This window comes from Microbacterium sp. Se5.02b, assembly GCF_019464375.1.
GTDB lineage: Bacteria > Actinomycetota > Actinomycetes > Actinomycetales > Microbacteriaceae > Microbacterium.
This window is the reverse complement of record NZ_CP080491.1, coordinates 658,651-680,721: the sequence shown is the minus strand read 5'-3', so window position 1 is coordinate 680,721 and position 22,071 is coordinate 658,651. Positions and strand designations below refer to the sequence as shown.

Genomic DNA, 22,071 nt, shown 5'->3' with positions numbered 1-22,071 from the left:
GCCGTGTGGGACGGCGAAAACGCACTTCGTGATGTGGGAATCGCGAAGAGTTTCAGCAGGACCCGAGGGGTCGGGACGCAGACGATGCCGTGAACGTGGGGTTCATGGTCTGGGGAAATCTGGGGAATCAAATGACGCACTGGGGATACTTGCGTACATTCACGGCTCAAGGGGCCTCGGCATGACTTCCGTCGAGGATGCTCTGAGCATCTCTCGTTCGGGCTTCGTGCCGGTCGCGGCTCCGCGAGCGACCAAGTCGGTGACGCGCACGGTGGTAACGCCGCGCGCCTCGGCGACTCTGGAGAGGCGCCGGCAGTGGGAGCGTCGCTATCGGATGCGGCTGCGGATCACGGATGCTGCAGTCATCCTGTTCGCCGTCGGTCTGACGGCAGCGATCCAGCTGTCCACCGGCGTCCCTGCGTTCGAGGTCCTGCGCGGCGGCATCCCGCTCGCCGCGCTCTGGTACCTCATGCTGAGCGCGCTGCACACGCGGGACGCCGCGCTGTTCCGCGCGAGTGCCACCGAGTACCGCGGCGTGGTCCACGCCAGCGGACTCGCCTTCGGGATCATCGCCATCGTGGCGGTGCTGCTCGCATGGAAGTCGATGCAACTGGTGCTGCTGCTGGGGCTGCCGCTCGGTGTTCTGACGCTTCTGGTGACCAGGTGGATGTGGCGCCACTGGTTGCAGACGCAGCGTGCGCATGGGAGGTTCGCCTCTCGCACGCTCGTCGTGGGCAATCGGGATGACGTGGAGTACGTCGTCCGCACGCTGCACCCGATCGGCGCATCCGGCTACCAGGTGGTCGGCGCGACTCTCCTCGACGGCAATGCACGCGACATCCTGATCGACGACACGCGGTTCCCGGTTCTGGGGAACGTGAACTCCGTGTCGTCGGTCGCCGCCGAGGTCGGCGCCGACACGATCATCGTGGCGAGCCGACCGGAGGGCGAACCGGAGTTCGTGAAGCAGCTGAGCTGGCAGCTCGAGGGGACCGCTGCGGAGCTCGTGCTGTCTAGCCGACTCACGGATGTCGCCGGACCGCGCATCTCCTTCGCTCCGGTCGAGGGGCTTCCGCTCATCCAGGTGCAGATCCCGACCTACGAAGGCGGTCAGCACCTGCTCAAGCGTGCACTGGATGTCGCAGTGGCGACCCTTGCGCTGATCCCGATCGGCCTGCTCGCGCCCGTGCTCGCGCTGCTGATCAAGCTCGACTCGCCCGGTCCCGTCTTCTTCTTCCAGGAGCGTGTCGGCCGTGACGGTCGCCGGTTCAAGATGGTCAAGTTCCGTTCCATGAAGACGGATGCCGAGCAGCAGCTCGCCGCGCTCAAGGAGCAGAACGAGGGCGCCGGTCTCCTGTTCAAGATGAAGGACGACCCGCGCGTCACCCGTATCGGCAAGGTGCTTCGCAAGCTGTCTCTCGACGAGCTGCCGCAGTTCTGGAATGTCCTCATCGGCGACATGAGCGTCGTCGGACCTCGCCCGCCGCTCCCGAGCGAGGTCACCGCCTACGACGGCACCGTCTTCCGCCGCCTTTACATCAAGCCCGGGATCACCGGTTTGTGGCAGGTCTCCGGCCGCAGCGACCTCACGTGGGACGAGAGTGTTCGGCTCGACCTGCGCTACGTCGAGAACTGGTCCGTGATGAACGATCTGCAGATCATGTGGCGCACCGCCAAGGTCATGGTGCAGCCCAGCGGGGCATACTGATCGGATGAGCGATTCGAACAGCCTCACCATCGCGATGGTGGGGACCAGAGGAGTGCCCGCGGCCTACGGCGGTTTCGAGACCGCGATCGAAGAGGTCGGACGCCGCCTCGCGGATCGTGGCCATGACGTCGTCGTGTACACCCGTGGTTCCGAGCGACGCGAGAAGGAGTACCTCGGTATGCGCGTCGTGCACCTTCCTGCCGTCCCGGTGAAGCAGGTCGAGACGCTCAGCCACACCGGTCTCTCGGCACTGCATCTCGTGTTCGGCCGACGCCCTGATGCGACGTTCGTCTTCAATGCCGCCAACTCCCCGTTCCTGCCACTCCTCCGCCTCCGCCGCGCTCCGGTCGCGCTGCACATGGATGGGCTCGAGTGGCGGCGGTCGAAGTGGGGGCCACGAGGCAAGGCGTACTACCGCTGGGCCGAGCAGTTCGGGGTTCGGACGGCCGACGCCCTGATCGCGGATGCACCAGGCATCGCGGACTACTACCGCCACCAGTTCGATGTGCCGACGGAGCTCATCCGTTACGGCGCGCCGATCCTCGACGATCTCCCCGAGCGCGACATCGCCGAGATGGACCTCACCCCGGGCGGGTACCACCTCGTCGTCGCCAGGTTCGAACCTGAGAACCATGTGCTCGAGATCGTCCAGGGCTACCATGACAGCGACGCCGAGCTGCCGCTCGTCGTCGTCGGTTCAGCTCCCTACAGCGCCGCGTACACGCAAGAGATCCAGCGGGTCGCCGACGGCGATGACCGGATCCGCCTCGTCGGCGGCGTCTACGACCAGGAGCTGCTCGACGCGCTCTACGCCAATGCAGTCACCTACCTCCATGGCCACTCCGTCGGGGGTACCAACCCTTCGCTCCTCCGCGCGATGGGGGCTGGGACCGCGGTGATCGGGTTCGACGTGCCATTCAACCGGGAGGTGCTCGACGGCAACGGCTGGTTCTTCTCGGATGCCGGCGACGTCGCGGCACACGTCGTCGCGGCAGAAGCCGCCCCTGAGCTGACTGCCTCTCGCGCCAAGACCGTGCAAGAGATCGCCCGCACCCGCTTCCGCTGGGACGACGTCGCCGACGAGTACGAAGCGCTCGCGCGCCGACTCGCCGAACGCTCGACCATCCACCCATCCGCGCGCCGCGCCCGTCGTCGCACGACGGACTGGTCGCCCGCTCCTGTCGAGTCGGCAGCACCGTGAGCAGCCGGCCCACCGCGCTCCTCGTCCATCCCGGAGCGGAGATGTTCGGTTCCGACCGGATGCTGCTCGAAAGCGCAAGGGGTCTGGTCGAGGCAGGTGCGCGCGTCGTGGTGGCGCTTCCGAGTTCCGGACTCCTCGTCCCCGAGCTCCGGGCCGCCGGCGCAGAGGTCGTCATCGTCCCGATGCTCGTGCTGCGCAAAGTGCTTCTCACACCGCGGGGACTCCCCCGACTCTTCCGCGACACCTTCCGAGGACTCGGTGCCGCATGGCGTCTGATCGGTCGGGTGCGTCCCGACGTCGTCTACGTCTCCACGATCATCATTCCGCAGTGGCCGCTGATCGCCCGTCTGAGGCGCGTCCGTACAGTGAGCCATGTGCACGAGGCCGAGGCATCCGGCAACAGAATCGTCAACGGGATCCTTTACTCCCCTCATCTGGCCTCGCACCGCACACTGGTCAACAGCCGGTTCAGTCTCGACACCATCCGCGCGGCGCTGCCGGCCCTCGCCCGACGCGCACACGTCGTCTACAACGGAGTCGCCTCGCCGCCGCAGCCGCTCTCACCGCGCCCTCGCATCGAGAACGCGCTCCGCGTGCTCTACATCGGCCGTCTTTCTCCACGGAAGGGTCCCGATCTCGTTATCGAGGCCGCTGCGCGGCTGCACGATGCAGGACGAGCCGTCGACGTCACGCTTCTGGGCGCGGTCTTCGAAGGATACGAGTGGTTCGAAGCCCAGCTGCGCGAGCAGGCCTCCGAGGCGGGCGTCTCCGTCGACTTCGCCGGATTCCACTCGGACATCTGGCCGTTCCTCGCCCAGGCGGATGTGCTCCTCGTCCCCTCGCGAGTCGACGAGCCGTTCGGGAACACCGCGGTGGAGGGCATCCTCGCGCTGCGTCCCGTCATCGCGAGCGACAGCAGCGGACTTCGCGAGGCGGCGGGCGGCTATGAGACTGCGCAGCTCGTCACCGCAGGCGACCCGGACTCCATCGCGTCCGCACTGACCGACATCCACACGCGCTGGGGCGAGATGGTCTCGACCGTGGCGGACAGTCGGGCCGAGGCACTGCGACGGCACGCGCCCGACGTGTACCGGGCGAGCATCACCTCGCACGTCCTGATCTGACGTCGACCTCGAACCGTCGTGACGAGTTCGGCTAGGGCGCGTCACCGGACGTCGGCGCCGCGCTGCCGACGGTGAGCCGCGTCTTGTGCCGGACGATGTAGATCGAGAACGGGATCAGCTGACACACCAGCAGCGCGAAAGCGACCCCGATGAGCGGCCCGGAGATGCCCAGGATCGGGGTCAGCACGAACGAGAGTCCGATCCCCACTGTCGCCATGCTGAGCGTGGGGATGACCTGGAAGCGGATGCCCGGCTTATCCATGATGAACATGCCCAGCGGATACACGGCCGCAGTCATCATGATCATCAGACCGAAGGCGAAGATCGTACTCGGACGGACGGTCAGCTCGCCCTGCGTGATGAAGCCGAAGAGCCACGGGCCGACCAGCCACACCATGAACGTCGCCACCGCGATCGCGATGGCGAACAGTGCGGAGAGCAGGAAAGGTCCCCGCTGCAGACCGCCCGTATGACGCATCCGCGCGAACTGCGGCCAGAGCGCGAGCCCACCCGCCATCACCAGACCGTTGAGGGCGAAGAAGACCTGACCGGCGACGCCGTACTCGGCGACGTCGGTCGGTCCGCCGAGTTGAGCGATCACGTAGCGCTGCGAACCGACCGCGATCGGGTACGTGACCATCTGCGCGAGCATCGGCCAGCCGACGTCCATCACCCGGACCCCGGGGAACCTTCGCGGACGTAGGACCATGCGTGCAGCGGCGGGGATCAAGGGCGACGTCGTCCTCGCCGTGATCAGGATGCCCAGCACCGAGACGAGGAACGACGCCGCGAAGGAGGCGACCGCCACGAAAGAATGCAGGTCGTCCCCTCCGAAGGTGAGGATGAGCCACACGCCGGCCAACGTGAGCGGTGAGATCAGCCCCTGCAGCAGGATCACGACATGGTTGCGGCGCTGCCCGAGCATGATGCGCGCCCAGATCCCGAGGGGAATGCCCAGGCAGAAGATCGTCACGCAGTAGAACGCAGCCAACGACGCGCCCGGGCGTCCGCCGGCCTCGCCGAAGACCAATTCCCAGGCCCCGGTCAGAACGAGGATGGTGTTGATCGCCATCGCGGTGGCCGCGAACATGAGCAGCACTCGTCCGACCGAGGTGAGCTGATACCGCAGCTTCTCGTCGGTGCGCACGTCGTCGCTCGTCGCCACCGCGTTGACCAGGACCGCCCCGCTGCCGAGGTCCGTGAACGTCAGCAGCGAGGGGATCGTGGTGAGCAACGTGTAGAGGGCGAAGCTGTCGACGCCCGCGTCTCCGATGATCATCCTGGTTGTGAGAACGCCACAGACCAGCGCGATGACCATCGTCAGCGCGCGGGCGCCGACAGCGAGAAGTGAACCCATACCTACATCGTCACCGGGGCAGGGCCCCCAGGGTCGCGCTGGCCGCGGGGAGTCGCGATACCGACGCGATCGCGGACGGCACCGGAACCGCCACAGAGGCCTGTCCGGTCGCGTACGCCGGGAGCAGTGTGTAGTCCGCGGCGAGGACATCCGCGCCGACCACCCAGGTCGAGCGCTTGTCGTTGCCGGTGGCCGCCCGGAACGCGTCGAGGGTCTCCGTCACAGCCGGATCCTTGGATACGGGCCCCCGGGACCATGCCGAGAACCACGTCGGGGCGTCGGACGTGGCCTGGTGGTACAGGTTGCCCTCGACACTCGACACCATCTGAGACCCGGTGTATCGCAACGAGAAGTCCTGCACGCACACGAGGCAATTGCCGGCGCTCTTCGCGAGGATGTTGTTCGACATCACGACGTCATGGACGATCCATGGCGCCAACGGATCCACCCCGGGCGCGCCCGGGTCGCTGGGGCGGCGTGCGTCCTGTGCGATGTTGATGTTGCGGTTCCCGTTGCCGGCGAACGTGTTGTTCCAGATGTCGACGTCGCCCGAGTTGAGGACGTAGAGGCCGAATGCGCCGTTCTGTGCGATCACGTTGTCGGCGACGACGGCATGCTCGGACAGCTCGACGAGGAGACCATCACCCGTGTTGCCCGTGACATTGTTCCCGGTGAAGGTGAGGCCCACCACCGACTCGTCGAACCACGGGCCCGCGCCGTTGTTGCGGGTGAACGAGCTGTTCTTCACCGTCACATCGTGGGTTCGCGTCACCTTGAAGGCACCAGACACCGGTGCGGCGTTGAAGTGCTCGCTGTTGTTGCCGACCGACAGCATGTCGTTCACGGTGAGGCCGTCCGCCCGCGAGGCGCCGCCACCCAGGAGTCCGTTCCCGATCAGGGAGACCCGCGTCAGTGTGGTGCCCGGGGACCACGAGTAGAAGCCCGTGGTCGAGTTGTCCCGGATCGTGACGTCGGTGAGGGTGACGTCGGCCGCAGCGGCGATCACCGTCCCCATCTGCGGAACGCTGGTGGCATAGCGGCGTACGCCGATACCACGGATCTCGGTGCCGACGGAACGGATCGAGAGCGCCTGCGTGAGGTCGCTCGCCTCGACGCTCTTGCCCGTGGGATTCGTGCCGATCACGAGACGCTTCGCCGCATCGTCGACGAAGAATGTCCCCGTGGTGACCTTCGCTGCGGACGCGACTTCGCGCAACTGCGTGCCCGCGACCCAGACCTGATCGGGGTGCGCGGCCATCGGATACGCCGGGTTGACGAACTGCCAGCCGGGCGTGGTGTTATCCGGCGCCCCCTGAGCGTAGGTCGGACTCGAATCGAGGGACGTCGTCCATCCGTCGACCACCCAGGTGCTCCCGCTGGCCTTCCAGCCCGTGACGCTCTTGGCCCCGTCGAGCCAGACCGACTCGTTCGCGGCCGGCTGGATGGTGACCCGCTTCTGCGGCGGGATGATGACCTGCTCGTGGTATGTGCCGCCACGAAGCACGATGGTGCCCCCGTCGGCGACCCGGCTCAGCGCAGCCGCGATGGTCTTGACCGGCGCGCTCAGCGTCCCTGCCGCTTCATCCGAGCCGGTCGGGGCGGCGTACACAGCTCCCGCAGGGACGGGATACGACAACGAACCGGGAGATCCGGCACCGTTCTCGCTGGTCACTGCGCCCGGCGTCGACGGCACGACCGGGTCGGTCGGGGTCGGCGCCGGGACAGGCGTCTGACTCGGTGCCGGTTCCGGAGCGGTCGTCGGCTCCGGTGCGGCCGTCGGTTCCGGAGCCGCCGTCGGCTCCGGCGCGGGAGCCGGTGCCGGCGTCGTCACGAACACGTCGTCGATGCCCACCGGCACCGCGGCTCGCGCCCCGTCGAGGTGTAGAGCGCGAATGCGTAGCCACCCTCGCTCTGGATGCGCGATGAAGACGAGTCGGTGTGCGAGACCTGCCAGTCGGCGGGTTCTTCGGCATCCGCAGGCCATGCCTTCGCCGACAGGGCGACAGGGTCGGTGCCGGTGACGCTGAGCGCCACGTTCAGGGTGCTCCCGTTCGACACGGTCAAGGGGAGACGGCGCTCGGCGAGACTGTCCACGGCCGTCAGATCGGTCAGCCGAACGATCGAGAGGTAGGCGGAGCCGTCCGGGTGCACCCGCACCCGCACGCCGTAGGAGTCGTGTCCGGACACTCGGACCGCCTGCGCCAGATAGAGCGGTCCGCCCACAGGAAGGGTGGGAACCGTGAGCGAGAAGCGGCTGGTCACATCGGTGGCCGCGACGCCTTCCGTGGTCGCCCTGGCGGTGATGCCCGGTGCCCGGCTCGCGAGAAGCGCCTGGTCGCCCGTGACGCTGGATGCGCCCTCGATCACACACCACGCACCGTCAGCCGAGGAGCCCCAGCCGGTGCTCACCGTGCGGTCCATGTCGTCGTCGACGACGGGAATGTCTGTGACCGCAACGGCGGACGTCGCCGTCGGCGAAGCGTCGGCGTGTGCCAGTGCCGGCACCGCCGTCATCGCCGCTGTGATCGCGAGGACTGCGGCGAGGCCGCCGGCAGCGGTCCGGACGCGGATTCGCCGGTGCGGAGAGGAGGTCATCGAAGATGACGCGGCAGAGGGGAGGGGAAAGAACACGATGTCACCGTCTTCTGGGGCAGATTCAGACCGACCCGCCACGCCGCAGTTTCAACCCCAGCGGCACGTGCGAGTCCCCCTCGCAACTCATGAAGAGTAACCGGCTCGCGGGGCAAAAGACAAACCAGAACGCCCGTAAACCGATATTATGCGCGACCGGAGCCACGGATCGCCTCGGCAGGAACAGCTGATCAGTCGCTGTAGTACTCGCTGCGATGCCGATCGGGCTTGGCGCGGTTCAGCACGGTGCCGAGGATGCGCGCGCCGCCGGACTCCAGCGACTTGATGCTCTTCGCCAAGGCCGCGCGGCGAGTCTTCGTCGCATCGACGACGAGGATCACGCCGTCGGTCTGCGTCGCGAAGAGGTTGGCGTCTGCGACGCTGAGCGTCGGCGGCGAGTCGATCACGACGTAGTCGTACTCCGCCGCGGCGAAGTCGAGCAGCTGCGCCATACGCGACGATGTGAGCAGCTCTGCCGGGTTCGGCGGCACCGTGCCCGCGGGCAGGATGTCGAGGGTGCTGTCGGCGACGCTGTGCTTGGCGACCTCGAAGTCCACCTCGTCGAGCAGCACGCTGGTCAACCCGATCGAGCCATCGATACCCGCATGCTCATGCGCGCGCGGACGGCGCATGTCGGCATCGATGAGCAGCACGGAGTTGCGCAGGCCCGCCAACGTCATGGCCAGGTTGACCGAGATCGTTGACTTGCCCTCGGCGGGCATGCCGGACGTGACCAGCAGCACCTTCACCCGCGATGAGACGTTCGCATATGCGAGCGCCGACCGGATGCGCCGGAACTCCTCCGACGTGTGACCGAGCGGCTCCTGCGCCACTGCGATGCCCCGCGTAGCGAGCAGCGAGGACTTCGAGACGACACCGAGCACCGGATCACCGCCCGCCTGGGTGAGCGTCTCCTCGTTGCGGACGCGAGTGTCGAGAACCCCGATCAGAACAGCGACCGCGAGGCCGAGGACGCCGCCCAGGAAGCCGCCGAGGAGGGCATCCCGCGGCTTGCTCGGTGTGAACTGGAACTCGGGTACGACGGCGTCGTCGATGACCTCCGCCGTGATGGTCGATTCACCCTCGGGGTTCTTGGGAGCCACGTCCTTGACGACGATGATGAGCTGAGCGGCCACAGCATCCGCCAATTCGGCCGATGCCTTCGCATCATCGGCGGTCCCGGTCACGCGCAACGTGACGGTGCTCTGCGGGATCGACACCTCGATGTCGCGCGCGAGAGCCTTCGGCGTCGTATCAAGGTCGAGCTCGTCGATGACGGGCTCGAGCACGCGCGAACTGGTGGCGAGCTGGGCGAACGAGAGCATCTGGCTCTGCGTGTACACAGAGCCCTGGTTGAGGTCGGACGCGCTGGTCCCCTGATTGAGAGCGAAGTAGAGCGAGGTCGTCGCCTGGAACAGCGGCGTCTGCAACGAGGCGTACCCGAAGGATCCCGCCGCTCCGACGACGCCGCAGAGCACGATCATCCACCAGAATTTGCGCAGCGAACTGGCGATGACGCGCAGACTGACCCGGCTTTCGCCCATGATTCCCCATTCCCCCCTGAGACTTCGATTCTAGAGGAGTGTTCGTTTCGCCGACCTCACGATTGTGGACGCGGCAGCGGCGCATGCAGCGTATCGGATGCCCCGAGCTGGGCCTCACCCGGCTCACCGCGTGGACTGCGCAGCATATCGGCGTCGCGAGCCCACGTGATCGCCAGTCCGACGCAGAACCAGAGGAACATGCTGTACTGCGTGATGAGGGCCACCACGACAAGGCTCGGCAGCTGTCCGACCACGGCGATGGAGGCGGGACTGCGCGTCGACCTCCGCGTCGTCACCCACGCGGCGCACACGATGGCTGCCATGATCAGGAGTGTCGGCACGTAGCCGTATCGGAGCAGGGTGAGCACGAGGGCGTTGTCGACCGAGCGCGCGAAGTAGCCGAGGTAGTAGTCGCCGGAGACCAACGAATGCCAGTCCCCCGGATTGCCGAACAACTGCACCTGCTTCAGAAGCACGAGGAGGTCCGTCCGATAGTCGGCGCTGCCGCCGGCCTCCTCTCCCGCCGCCCCGAAGACGGTGTCGATGATCGGGATGACGATGGCCGTGCCGATGACGCCCGCAATCGCGACGGTCACCCGGAAGCGCGTCGAGACGCCGACGAGGAGGAAGGTCGAGAGCACGAGCGTGAGCACGAGCGTGAGCAGGCCGGCCCGGCTGAAGGTGAGGACGGTCGCCACCGCGATGATCACGACACCCGCGATCTTCGGCAGCAGGCGCCACTTGGTCGCGACCACGAACGCCGAGGACATCGCCAAGGCGGCGCCGAGCGCGATGGAGTGGCCGAATGCGCCCTCCACCCTGAGCACGCCGCCGCGCTCCTGCAGCGGGCTCCAGGTGTCGTAGATCACTCCGGAGCCGGGGATGAGGACGAAGGGGTTGAAAGACGTGAAGAACTCGATCGTGCCGAGGACGGCCGCGACGATCGCGATCACGGCGATCGTGGAGGTCACCCACTCCGGCGAGACGCGCGCGAGCACGACCCGTCCCCAGACGTACGGGATGACCCACTCGAGGATCGCCGCGACGAGAGAGGCGAGATCGACCGAATCGAAGGCGTACAGGCCGACGATGACGATGACGAACACGGCCACCCACGCATCCGCAGCACGCAAGGGGACGACCGACCAGTTGACGAGGATCATCAAGGCGGTCAGGAGGGTGATCGCCGCCCAGTAGAAACCGACGTTGACGCCGACCCAGAGCGGAACGAAGAAGAGCACGCACGCCCAGGCGACGAAGGCCGTGCGGGGCAGCAGCCGAAGCCCGAACACGACGATGGCCACTGCTGCGATAGCACCGACGGCGAGCAGCACGATCGGTACAGCAGTGGCCATGCGTCAGGATCTTACAGTGGCGCGGTGACCCGGAACGAATCGAATGTCACCCCGAGCGGAGCGGTCGCGCTCCCTGACCGGTTTCCACTCAGACCCACGGCACCTGCGGCGAGCGGAGTCGCATCGGTGGCGTTGATCTGCCAGTTCGCCGGCTCCGCGGCACCCGTGGCCCAGAGCTTGGCCGAGATCGCCGTCGACGTGGTACCCGTGACGGACACCTTCAGGCTGTACGACGTGTTCGCGGCCCAGGTCATACCCGGCACAGCCTGCGTGAGCAGCACGGTGCCCTCGCGATGCACGACGAGCCAGATGGCGCCATCAGGGCGGAGCCATGCACGGGCGAAGTACTTGCCCGCCGCCGTCTGGCGTGCGATCACACCGATGTACGCCCCGCCCGCGGCCGGAGCCTGGTCCACGCGGAACTGCGTCTCGAGGATCGCGTCGCCGATCGACGTGGTGTTGAGCGTCGCGTGGCGTGTGTCTCCCGCGATCAGGGCGAGCTTGCCTTGGCCGTTCGCGACCGTGGCCGCCGCCTGCGAGCCGCCGGCGATCGTCCACGCGCCGCCGGTGACCGCGCTGCCCCACCCAGGACCCGAGGTGCGATCGAACTCGTCGCTCGCGAGCGGAGCGGGCTCCGGCTCAGGATCGGGATCCGGGTCGACCGGGGCGCCGTGACCGTCACCGGCTTGGTGACCGTGTGGGTCGCACCCTTGTCGTCCTTCACCGTGAGCGTCACGGTGTACGTTCCCGCCGTGGTGTAGGTCCGCGAGCTCGTCGCGCCCGTCCCCGTGGATCCGTCGCCGAAGTTCCAGGCGTAGGACGCGATCGTGCCGTCCGAGTCGGTCGACGCGGTGCCGTCGACGTTGACCGTCAGCGCCGTGGCGGTCGCCGAGAAGGCAGCCGTCGGCGCGACGTTCGTGGGCTCGGGTTCGGGTTCGGGATCCGGAGCCGCTGCGCCGAGGTTCTTCAGCGTGAAGTCATCGAAACTCACGTTGTTGGTCCCCGTCGCGCTGCCGGCCCGGTACGAGAACACCGTCGGCGCGCCCGCGACCTGCAGGGCCGGAGTCGCGTCGGTGGTCGTGAGCTGCCAGTTGGCGGGCTCAGCGGACCCGGCGGCCCACAGCTTGGCGCGGATCGTCGTGGTCGTGGAACCCGTCGTCTCCATCGCCAGGGTGAAGCTGCTGCCGGCGGCCCAGCTCAGGCCGGAGACCGCGGTGCTGGCGATCGCCGTGCCGTTGCGGTGGATCACGAGCCACGTCGTCCCGTCGGCACGGTGCCACGCGAGTGCGCGGTAGCCGTTCGAACCGGATCGGCGTGCGCCGAGTCCCTCGTAGGCGACACCCGTCGAGGGCCCGGAGGCCAGGGTGTAGCTCACCCGCCCCGAGGTGTCGAGGAGCGACGTGCCCTGCAGCAGCATCTCGCGCGTCTCACCAGGAGTGAGATTGATCTTGCCCACGCCGTCTGCGACGGAGGTGACCGCGGCCGAACCGCTCATCGGCGCCCACGTGCCACCGACGTCTGCCGCACCCCATCCGCTGGAGACGACGCGGCCGAACGAGTCGGATGCTGCGAAGACCTGCGCTTGGACGGTCACCGTCTTCGTGACGGTCGCCGACCCGCCGAGGCTGTCGGTCACCGTGAGCGTGATGTCATGGTTCCCCGCCTGAGCATAGGTGTGACCCGCGGTGACGCCGGTTCCGGCGGCGGTTCCATCACCCCAGTTCCAGGAGTACGCCAGCGTCGCTCCGTCGGACGCGCTCGAGCCGGAGCCCGAGACGTTCACGCTCAGGCCGGAAGCAGTCGAGGTGAACGTCGCAACCGGGTTCGCGTGCGTCGTGACGGCCTGACGCGTCGTCGATGCGGTCCCGCCGCGGTTGTCCGTGACGGTCAGCGTCACCGTACGCGTCCCTGCCGTGGCATACACGTGGCTGGCCACCTGTCCGGTCGAGGTCGATCCGTCGCCCCAGTTCCACGCGTACGAGGAGATCGTGCCGTCGGAATCGGTGGACGCGGACGCATCGGCCGAGACCGAGAGTCCTGTTCCCGTCACCTCGAAGGCTGCCGTCGGGAGCACGTTCGCCGCCTCGACGACGATCTGCTTCTCGGTCGTCGACGCGAGTCCGTTGCTGTCGGTGACGGTGAGTCGAGCCGTGTAGGTTCCGCTCGCCGCATACGTGTGCGCGGCCGTCACCCCCGTGGCCGTCGGCGACTGGTCACCGAAGTCCCAGAGGTATCCGACGATCGTCGCCGAGCCTGCCGGCGCCGACGTGCTGGCGTCGAACGCCACGTCGAGGTCGGTCGCGGTCGCCGCGAATGCCGCGGTCGGGGCCTGGAAGCCCTTGCCGATGCCGTAATGCGTCTGCACCTGAGCCGGAGTCAACGCGTACGGGTACACGGCGACCTCATCGAGCGCCCCCTTGAAGTACTTGGAGCTCGGGGCGGACGGCCAGCTGGTGAGGTTGTCCCCACCGATGCGCCAGTAGCCGAGATAGTTCTCTGCCGTTGTCGCTCCCGCGTCGGACGCGACGAGCGCACCGTCGACATAGAGCTTCATGCCGGCAGCGCTCTGCGTCGCCACGGCATGGTGCCATGCGTTGTTGTTGAGAGCGGTGTTGTTCTGGATCGTCCGTGTGCTGCCGTCGTAGTTGCCGAACACCAGCCGACCGTTGTTGGTCATGTAGAGATGGCGGTCGTAACTGGTGGAATCACCGGAAGCCGCAGATCCGTAGCCGATCAGCTTGCCGCCGTTGGTGGTGTTGGTCTTGAACCACAGCTCGGTCGAGTACTCCGCGGACACGGCGGCCTTGTTCGTGGTCGCCACTCGCCCTGTCGATGTTCCCGTGAACGTCGACGCGTCGGTGGCGGTGTTCGCGACACCCGATGTCGATGTCGAGACGCCGGACCCGAAGACCGGAGTGTTGGCGCCGGCCCAGTCCTGCGCGGCGGTGCCGAGCGGGTAGTACAGCTGCGGCTCGTCAGCGGTCACGGCGTCGACATAGGACGAGGCTGCGCCCGCCGTCACCGTCGCGCTCACGGCCTGGCTGCTGACCGTGTTCCCGTTGCCGTCCTTCGCGACGACCGTGTACTCCTGGGTGGTTCCCGGAGCAGCTGTCTTGTCTTCGAGAGTGATCGTCGGTCGGTTCCACCAGGTCGCGTCGGCGGTCTTGGTGGCGACAGGAGCCGTCGTGCCCGTGCGGCGCAGCTCATAGGTGAGCGTCAGGTCGTCCCGATCCCAGTTGGCGGGAATGGACACGCGTACGCGTCCGGGAATGAACGACTGCGCTGAGGCTGTCCAGTTGGCGCCGGACAGCCGGGGGCCGTCTTTCGCTCCGGCCGGAGGGTTCGTCGAGAAGCGGACGAGGCCTTCGAAGCGACCGTTGTTGACCGATCGGAACTCGCCGCCGATCGAGATCATGTTGCCCGCTCCGGTGATGGAGAGACCGGCCTGGCCCATTCCCGTCGTCACGCCGACGGCCCAGTCGGGCGTCCATGCGTAGGGCGACGGTGCAGGCGTTCCCGCCCAGTTCTTGTAGGTGCCGCCTGCGGCGGGCTGGTTGCCCAACGTTCCGCGGGCGTCAGCGGTGTACGCCTCGGAGTAGCGGTGTGTACGCGGGTTCTGCTCCGGGTGCAGACCCATGGTGCCGCACGCATGCGTGTGGCTCGTCGTGTAGACGACCTTTCCGGTCGAGTACACGCCGTAGTGGTCACCGAGGCAGTCCGCGATCCAGCGGACCTGTCCTGTGCCGGCCTCGGCGGCGAAGGTCCCCTCCAGGTTGCCCGTCGCCGCGTCGGCGTACACCCAGCCGGTGCCGTAGACGGCGGTGGCGTCGGCGGCGAGACCGAAGATGCCGGCCTTGCCGGTGTTGCCGCCCGTGCCCGCGCCGTTCTTCACGGTCTGCGGCAGCGCCCATGCGGTGTCGAGGGCACCGGTCGTCTTGTCCAGTGCCGCTGTGCCGCGCATCGTCAGGTCGCCGTTCACCTGCGAGAACCGACCTGCGGCGATGACGTTCTGCCCAGCGGGGTCCATCACCATCGCGTCGACCTGGAGATCGGTCTGCGGCGCCCAGTTGAGCAGTGCGCCGTTGGCCGCGTTGAACCCGGCGAGGTTCTTGCGCGCGGTGCCGTTGCCCTGTGTGAACAGGCCGCCGACGAAGACACTCGACCCGGAGGTGGCGAGGGCATAGACCCCGCTGCCGCCGATGGACGGGGAGAACCCGGGGACCAGCTGTCCGGTGACGGCATCGAGAGCGGCGAAGTTCCATCGTGTCTGGCCGTTGACCGCGTTGAAGGATCCGCCGATGTAGATGCGGCTGCCGTCGGGCGAGGCCGCGACCGCCTTGATCACGCCGTTCACCTGCGGAGCGAACGACAGCAGCTGCCCCGTGTTGATGTCGTACGCGAGCACGTTCGACCGCGCTGTCAGGCTCGTTCCCGGCACCGCCAGTGGCGCACGGGCGTTGTCGAACTTGCCCACCGCGTACACGGTGGAGCCGATCATCGTCTGCGCCCAGACGTAGCCGTTGTCGATCTGCACCGTCGGAATCGGATCCGACGTGACGACATTGTCGTCTCGCTGCAACAACGGCGGCACGGTCGGCGGAACATCCGCCGACGCGGCCTGCGCGCCCAGTGTCGTCATGCCTGCGACGAGCAACGCCGCCGTCACGACAGATGCGAGCGCGCTACGTGCGCGACCCATGGTCGTTTTGTTCCCCATTAGTGACTCCCCAGCCGCCGGAACTTAAATGAATATGAAGTTGAAAAAGTGCTGTGTTGCAAAAGACGAACGATGGAACTGCGTAAAAGAAAAAGTCGGTGTGCGCCTCAGGAAAGCGTGCCTGCGAAGGTGGCCACCGGCTCACCCGCGGCGTAGTTGACGCTGATCTTCACGGATCGCCCCTTGATCGGATCGAGCATGAAGACGTAGGTCCCGGTCGCCTCGGCGCCGGCCGCGACCTCGCCCGAGAGCGGTTCGTTCGGCCCGGCCGTCGTGGCCACTCCCACATCTCCGTCGTCGGTGGTCAGATTGACGACCGCCGAATCGATGCTCTGCGCCTTCTTCGAGTCGTTGGTGACCGAGACGGTGACGACGACGGCGGAACCGGCGTACTCGCCGGGAGTCTCAGGCTTGATGGTCGTCGTCGAGATCTTGTCGACTTTGACGACCATGTCGGTCGAGAGGGAGACGGGGGCGTCGAGTGCCCCGCTCTCCTCGGTCAGCGTGGGCGCCTCGGTGGGCCCCGCCGCGTCTGTGTCGGCAGGAGGCGTCCAGTCGGTGGTGCTGGTGCCCTCCGGTGCCGGAGTCTTCGCCGCGTCGGGCGCCGCCGTGCAGCCTGCCACGACGAGTACGAGCGCGACCAGAGGTGCGACGAGCATCGTGCGCACTGATCGCGATGTGCCGTCCCCAGAACGGCATGATGAAACGTTGAACACTGTAGCTCCCCAGAACCCAGATCCCCATCCAAGGCCCCCTCGGCCTTGGTTCCCCTTCACCCGCGCAGAACGCGGTATCGGCTAACGATAATGCGAGGAGCGCAAAACCACAAGGTTGTTCTCAGGAATGACGACGGTGTCCACCGAGCTGAGCGAGGATGCCTGCGACGGCCGCCTCGACCTCGGCGATCGTCTCGCCGTGCCCTCGACTGCCGTGCCGGTCTGCGATGCTGCTCGGGTCGGCCGTCGCCCGGCCGCCGAAGAGATGCCGGACGCGGCCCTTCACTCCGGTCGTCGTCGCGAGCGGAACCGCCCTCGAGCGCGCACGATCGAGGTGCGCGACATACTCCGCCACGCGGTCGGGAGCGGACGACGAGAAGCCGCTGCCGAGATGCGCCGCCTCCTTCAACGTGAACATCCAGTCGCGGGAACGAGGAGCAAGCCGCACCAGTTCGCCGCGAATGTCGCGCGATGCCGTGAGGACGATGCTGGACTGCTCGATGAGTTCGACCGTCACCTCCCTCGCGCGGTGCGCCCGCGCCTGCGTCTGCCACGCCTCGTCGTCATGGCGCGACGCGACCATCGCGCAGATCGGATCTCCGGGATTCGCCCGCACACCCGCGCTGCTGACGGCGATCGACGAGTCGGCGCCGAGACCGCGCCGCAGCGCGAGCTCGGCCAACGGCGAGCGGCAGACGTTGGCCGCGCAGACGACCAGGATGCTCTCACCGCTCATGCGGCCGCACCGAGCCTTCCGATCTCGCGGAACCACTTCACCGCGGCGAGCGCGAGGAACAGGACGGCAGCGGCGCAGAGTGCGGCGTACCCGACGAGGAACGCCGGGGTCCATCCCCAGAGGAGGAACACCAGGCAGACGAGGCCGAAATCGGTGGGCAGCAGGATGAGCGAGCGCACCAGCGTCCCGCCCCCGCGCTCATGGGTCGACGCCACGGCGTGCTTGCCCTTGAGGAGGTCGTTCAGGAGCATCCCGGAGAAGGTGGTCGTGGCGACGATGCTGAACACGATCGGGATCAGCAGCAGCAGCGACGCCTCAGGAAGCACGCGGTACAGCCCGATCAGCACGGCGAGGTGAAGGGAGGCGATCTTGATCGTGTCGATGAAGTGATCCAGCCATTCGCCCTGCGGACTGCCGCCGCCGCGGAGTCGCGCGACCTGTCCGTCTGCCGAATCCCAGGCGTAGCCGAGGACGAGCAGCACCGCGATCAGAATGCCCATCGGCACGTTCACGGGCCCGAAGGCGATGAGTCCGATCGCGATGAAGGAGTGGACGGCACTGATGATCGAGACCTGATTCGGCGTCAACCCGATCCGGTACGCGACCGCAGCGAGCACCCTGCCGATCCGACGGTTCACGTACACCGAGTATGCGGGTGCTCCTCGCGCGTGCCCCTTCTGCGCCCGCGCGAGACGGTGGTAGGCGTCTACGACCATGTGCTGCCCTTCTCGTCCGTTCCCCTGTTCCGTGCGATCCGACGCGCATCCCGCACACCGCGGAGGTAGGCGCGGATCGGTGCGGGCGACTGGATCAGCTGCCGGCGCCCTCCGCGGAGAATCACCTCGCGAGCCGTCCGCGGGATGGATCGACGCCACCGCTGCACGCCCGCATCGTCGAGATGGCGCACAGCGAAGAGCATCCGATTGCGGATGTTGTAGTAGTAATAGCCCTCCGACTTCGCTCGGGAGACCTCGGGCTCGACCCGCTGCGTCCCGCCCTCGTCGTGCACGGCGCTCGCATCCTCGACCAGCGCCAGGGCGCCTCCCGCCGACACGACCCTCCGGGAGAAGTCGACGTCCTCCCAGTACAGGAAGTAGTCGTCGTCGAAGCCGCCGACGAGATCCCACAGCTCGCGCGTGATCCACAGGCACGCCCCGCTCAGCCACGGCTCGAACGGCTGCGGGTCGCCGCTGACGCGTTTGCGCCGCGCCCGCATCGTGCCGTCGTCGAGCAGCAGGTCGATGCCGGCGAACCACGTCCGTCCGTCGGAGTCCGAGATGACCGGCGATGCGAGCGTGGTGCGCGAGGCTGCCGTGGTCTCCGCGAGACGGCGCAGGGACTCCCGGTCGATGTGGGCATCCGGGTTGATCACGAGGACGTCGCTCGCCCCATCCGCGAGCGCATGGGTCACGCCGAGGTTCACGCCACCGCCGAACCCGGAGTTCGTGTCGGGTTCGATCAGCGTCCATCCCTGGGCTGCCGCGATCTCTCTCGCGGCGTCGCGCTCTTCGGCGCTCGACCAGTTGTCGACCACGATCACCCGCACGTCGGATGCGACCGCCCGCGCTTCACGCTCGACCACGACGAGATTGCGCTGAAGCAAGCCCGCTGACGCGTAGTTCACGACGACCACAGCCAGCCGTCCGTGCACGATAGACACGCGGTCCTCCCCCCGATCCTGCTCACGGATCGCTTCGGGTCGCCGGTCGAATTCCCCGGAGTCGCGACCGGCGTCGACTCCCAGGAGAACGACTATACGCGAGAGCCGTCGCCCGACACCGCTCCAGAGGTTCACGATACGATGAGCCGGCGTCGGAGTCGAGGCGCACTACTGCCATGGGGGGCGGATGACCAGGGGACCGGAATCGCGCGACGTGATCGCTGTGACGATCGGCGTGCCGACGTATCGTCGGCCGGAACTGCTGGACGCTCTGCTCAAGACGCTTCCCGCCCGCATCGCCGAGTGCGCCGACCTCGGCGTCGAGATCGACGTGCTGGTGGTCGACAACGACCCTGAAGGGTCCGCTCGAGACGTGGCCGCGCGCGCCGGTATCCCCGTCCGGTACGTCATCGAGCAGACGGCGGGCATCGCCGCCGCTCGCAACCGTCTCCTGGACGAGTGCGCCGACCGCGACCTCATCGCCTTCATCGATGATGACGAGATCCCCCGGGAGACCTGGCTCTCCTCGCTCCTCACGGTGTGGCGGGAGCACGGGGCCGACGCCGTCATGGGCCGCGTGATCTCCGTCTTCGACGACGACGTCGATCCCTGGCTGCTCGCATCCGGGACTTTCCGGCGCCCGCCGAGGCAGACGGGCACCGTCCTCCAGGTCGCCGCGGCAGGGAATCTCCTGCTCGACCTCCGCGCCATACGACGACGAGGACTCCGCTTCGACGAGTCGCTGGGACTCGGCGGCGGAGAGGACACCCTCTTCTCCCGGCAGCTTGCCCATCAGGGCGGTCTGATCGTGTGGTGCAACGAGTCCGAGACCGAAGACCTGGTCGTCGCCGCGCGGCTCAGCCGAGGGTGGGCAGCGCAGCGCGCGTTCAGCTCAGCCAACGCCGGCACCCGGATCCAGCTCCAGCTCACGGAAGGGCGATTCCGGCGCATGGCCCTCCGCGTGCGCGCTGCTGGGAGGCGTTGCGCGGATCGTCGTCGGCGGTCTGCGCAGGACCTTCGGCGCACTCACCTCGAACATCACGCATCACGCCAGAGGCACGCGCCTCTTTCACCGCGGCCGCGGCACGATCGCCGCCGCCCTCGGCCGCCGCTACGACGAATACCGTCGCCCATCGGAGGATGACACCATGACCACCGATCCCGGATCGACCATCCGCGTGATGCAGTCGCTCGGCGCACCGCGACCGACGACGAACCCGTACAACAAGATGCTCGACGAGGCCCTCGGCGCGACCGAGGGGCTCACCCGTCTGCGCTTCTCGTGGGGGACGGCACTGTTCGGGAGGTACGACGCCTTCCATTGGCACTGGCCGGAGGCGAAGCTGCACGGTTCGACGTGGTGGAAGTCCACCGGGAAGTTCCTCCTCACCACGGCGCTCGTGTTCCGACACCGCCTGTCCCGGCGGATCGCCGTCGTCCGCACGGTGCACAACATCGAGCTCCCGGATGACAACGCCCCCCGGCTCTGGCTGCTGCGCTTCATCGACCGCCACACCGACTACCGGATCGTCATCAACGAGACGACCCCGCTCCCGCCCGGCACACCGCACAGCCTGATCCTGCACGGGCACTACCGCGACTGGTACGCGAAGTTCCCGTCCGCGGAGCGGGTGCCCGGTCGACTCGGGTCGTTCGGCGGGGTGCGCCGCTACAAAGGTCTCGAAGGATTCATCGACGCCTACGCGGAGGCTGTCACGACCGAGCCGACGCTGAGCCTGAAGATCGGCGGGCGCCCTTCCACCCCCGACCTCGGAGACGACCTCCGGACGCGGACCGCGGGCCTTCCCGGCGTCGAGCTGCACCTCGATTTCCTGAGCGACGCCGAACTCGTCCAGCTCGCGACCTCGTCCGACCTCATCGTGCTGGCGTACCGGTTCATGCACAACTCGGGCAGCGTCCTGGCCGCCCTGTCGATGGCCCGCCCGGTGCTGGTGCCGCGGAACGAAGCGAACGAGGCCCTCGCCCGCGAGGTGGGAGCCGAGTGGGTGCTCATGTACGACGGCGACCTCGACGCCGCCGCGGTCGTCGAAGCGTGGCGCGCGGCATCGGCGCTGACAGGGTCCCCGATCTCTCCCGACGCGAGTGGGCGGATGCCGGCCCCGCGCACCGGGACGCGTTCCGTGCGGCCGTCGCGGTCAAACGCGCGCCGAAGAGCTAGACGACGCCTTCGCGCTCCACCCGGTGCAGCAGGCCCTTGACCAGCGCGGCGACCATGATCTGCGTGGTGAAGCGATGTTCGACCTCGAGCCGTCCGTTGCGCCCCAGTTCAGCCGCGCTCACGGGGTCGTCGAGCAGACGCAGGATCGCCAGGGCGAGCTCGGCAGGATCCTCCGGGGGCACCAGACGTCCGGTGCGGCCCTCGCTCACGTACTGCTCCATGCCCGGTGTCGCGGAGACCACGACCGGGCGTGCGGTGGCGAGCGCCTCGAGGGCCACCGTCATCCCCGATGCGTGCAGGTTCGGTCTGGTCGGAATCGCGACGACGCTCGCCGTCGCATACAGGTCGCGAAGTTCGGCGTGGGGCATGTTCCGCACCACCCGCACGCCCTCGGGCGGAACGAGATCCGACCGAGTCTGCACCATCACCTCGGTCTCGGGACGGACAGCGAGCACCCGAGCGAGCGCGGCGTAGAGGGTGGCAGGGTCGCGGTCCCGGTCGTTCCCGACACTGACGATGCGCGGCCGGTCCGGATACGGCTTCGGCCCGAAGAAGTCGCTGTCGATGCCGAACGGCACGGCGAACACCCGGGGCCCACGAGGTCCCAGCGCGCGGCGAAGAGGCTCCACCTGCGCCTCGCTGAGCACCCACGCCGCCTCGGCTCGGTTCAGCATCGCGATCAGCTGCGAAGGCACGTTCCCGTCCGCGATCATGTCGGTCAGCCAGATCACTCCGGTGGCGAAACGAGCGCGCGGGTGCAGAGTCTGCATGCGGTAGGCGGTGTTCTCGTCCCAGGTCACTGCGAGGCCGTCGACCGGGCGCGGCCCCATCGACAGGCGCGCCCTCGCGCGAGCGAGACGCCCCGGTGCGGGGAGATCGACCACCTCGACGGCAGCGTGGTCGCGCAGCGCATCCAGTCCGTAGGGCCAGATGCTCGGGACGTCTCCCCTGGCGTGGCTCTGCTCCCAGGCGTGCGCCGACTGTTCGGCACGATGCGCCCAGGTGAGAGACAACGCGGGCCCGCCCCCGGATTCCACGAGCCAACTATGACGTGCACACAGGGTTCTCACAAGAGCGGGCGGCATATCGGTCACTCACCATGCGAGGGCGCGAACCGCTAGAGTCGGAATCACGACTGTGGGG

The 22,071-nt window shown here is 67.8% G+C and carries 17 protein-coding genes; 5 read left to right on the top strand and 12 right to left on the bottom strand.

From position 1 onward, the window contains the following. Positions 1-181: 181 nt before the first annotated feature. From K1X59_RS03345 to K1X59_RS03335, 3 genes are read left to right on the top strand one after another with little or no spacing between them, the layout of a single operon-like run. Entirely contained in the window at positions 182-1,708 is a 1,527-nt protein-coding gene (locus tag K1X59_RS03345; RefSeq protein WP_183151860.1) for a sugar transferase, read from the top strand. Between the two features lie 4 nt (positions 1,709-1,712). Continuing rightward, on the top strand, positions 1,713-2,909 hold the full coding sequence (locus K1X59_RS03340) for a glycosyltransferase (protein WP_183151859.1): 1,197 nt from the start codon (positions 1,713-1,715) through the stop codon (positions 2,907-2,909). A 41-nt stretch (positions 2,910-2,950) separates the two neighbouring features. Continuing rightward, the gene (locus tag K1X59_RS03335) at positions 2,951-4,033 is read left to right on the top strand and encodes a glycosyltransferase family 4 protein (RefSeq protein ID WP_183152748.1); all 1,083 of its coding nucleotides are present in this window, start codon (positions 2,951-2,953) and stop codon (positions 4,031-4,033) included. A 31-nt stretch (positions 4,034-4,064) separates the two neighbouring features. Here the strand turns inward: K1X59_RS03335 and K1X59_RS03330 are convergent, their stop codons facing one another. The 11 genes from K1X59_RS03330 to K1X59_RS03285 all read right to left on the bottom strand — a co-directional run bounded on the left by K1X59_RS03330 (position 4,065) and on the right by K1X59_RS03285 (position 18,749). Next, the gene (locus K1X59_RS03330; protein WP_183151858.1) at positions 4,065-5,390 is read right to left on the bottom strand and encodes a hypothetical protein; all 1,326 of its coding nucleotides are present in this window, start codon (positions 5,388-5,390) and stop codon (positions 4,065-4,067) included. A 10-nt stretch (positions 5,391-5,400) separates the two neighbouring features. Further along, positions 5,401-7,242 carry a right-handed parallel beta-helix repeat-containing protein gene (locus tag K1X59_RS03325; RefSeq protein WP_220173936.1) on the bottom strand — a complete coding sequence of 614 codons (1,842 nt, stop codon included), beginning with the start codon at positions 7,240-7,242 and terminating at the stop codon, positions 5,401-5,403. Continuing rightward, on the bottom strand, positions 7,218-7,985 hold the full coding sequence (locus K1X59_RS03320; RefSeq protein ID WP_220173935.1) for a hypothetical protein: 768 nt from the start codon (positions 7,983-7,985) through the stop codon (positions 7,218-7,220). Before K1X59_RS03320 ends, K1X59_RS03325 begins: the two co-directional genes overlap by 25 nt. A gap of 227 nt (positions 7,986-8,212) precedes the next feature. Next, positions 8,213-9,565, bottom strand: coding sequence for a polysaccharide biosynthesis tyrosine autokinase (locus K1X59_RS03315; RefSeq protein WP_183151857.1), 1,353 nt, complete (start codon positions 9,563-9,565; stop codon positions 8,213-8,215). A 56-nt stretch (positions 9,566-9,621) separates the two neighbouring features. Then, positions 9,622-10,920 (bottom strand): hypothetical protein, encoded by a 1,299-nt coding sequence (locus K1X59_RS03310; RefSeq protein WP_183151856.1) that lies wholly within the window; start codon positions 10,918-10,920, stop codon positions 9,622-9,624. A gap of 11 nt (positions 10,921-10,931) precedes the next feature. Beyond that, positions 10,932-11,336 (bottom strand): hypothetical protein, encoded by a 405-nt coding sequence (locus tag K1X59_RS20720; RefSeq protein WP_244632367.1) that lies wholly within the window; start codon positions 11,334-11,336, stop codon positions 10,932-10,934. A gap of 74 nt (positions 11,337-11,410) precedes the next feature. Continuing rightward, complete coding sequence (locus tag K1X59_RS03305) at positions 11,411-15,619, bottom strand: PKD domain-containing protein (protein WP_244632366.1); 4,209 nt, start codon at positions 15,617-15,619, stop codon at positions 11,411-11,413. Positions 15,620-15,744: 125 nt separating this feature from the next. Then, complete coding sequence (locus tag K1X59_RS03300) at positions 15,745-16,296, bottom strand: DUF4352 domain-containing protein (protein ID WP_183151855.1); 552 nt, start codon at positions 16,294-16,296, stop codon at positions 15,745-15,747. 178 nt (positions 16,297-16,474) lie between these two features. After that, a complete protein-coding gene (locus K1X59_RS03295) occupies positions 16,475-17,089 on the bottom strand; it encodes a hypothetical protein (RefSeq protein WP_183151854.1) in 615 nt (204 codons plus the stop codon). After that, positions 17,086-17,805: a CDP-alcohol phosphatidyltransferase family protein gene (locus tag K1X59_RS03290; protein WP_183151853.1), complete on the bottom strand. Its 720-nt coding sequence runs from the start codon at positions 17,803-17,805 to the stop codon at positions 17,086-17,088. Before K1X59_RS03290 ends, K1X59_RS03295 begins: the two co-directional genes overlap by 4 nt. Then, positions 17,796-18,749, bottom strand: coding sequence for a glycosyltransferase family 2 protein (locus tag K1X59_RS03285; protein ID WP_244632365.1), 954 nt, complete (start codon positions 18,747-18,749; stop codon positions 17,796-17,798). The genes K1X59_RS03290 and K1X59_RS03285 overlap by 10 nt, the downstream gene beginning before the upstream one ends. 187 nt (positions 18,750-18,936) lie before the next feature. On the opposite strand from K1X59_RS03285, the gene K1X59_RS03280 reads away from it, so the two are divergent. Next, positions 18,937-19,893, top strand: a complete 957-nt coding sequence (locus tag K1X59_RS03280; protein WP_258567052.1) for a glycosyltransferase family 2 protein — start codon at positions 18,937-18,939, stop codon at positions 19,891-19,893. Between the two features lie 4 nt (positions 19,894-19,897). Further along, positions 19,898-20,968, top strand: coding sequence for a glycosyl transferase (locus K1X59_RS03275; protein ID WP_258567051.1), 1,071 nt, complete (start codon positions 19,898-19,900; stop codon positions 20,966-20,968). Here the strand turns inward: K1X59_RS03275 and K1X59_RS03270 are convergent. Then, complete coding sequence (locus K1X59_RS03270; RefSeq protein WP_183151852.1) at positions 20,925-21,965, bottom strand: glycosyltransferase family 4 protein; 1,041 nt, start codon at positions 21,963-21,965, stop codon at positions 20,925-20,927. The two genes, K1X59_RS03275 and K1X59_RS03270, sit on opposite strands and share 44 nt — an antisense overlap. Between the last annotated feature and the right edge of the window lie 106 nt (positions 21,966-22,071).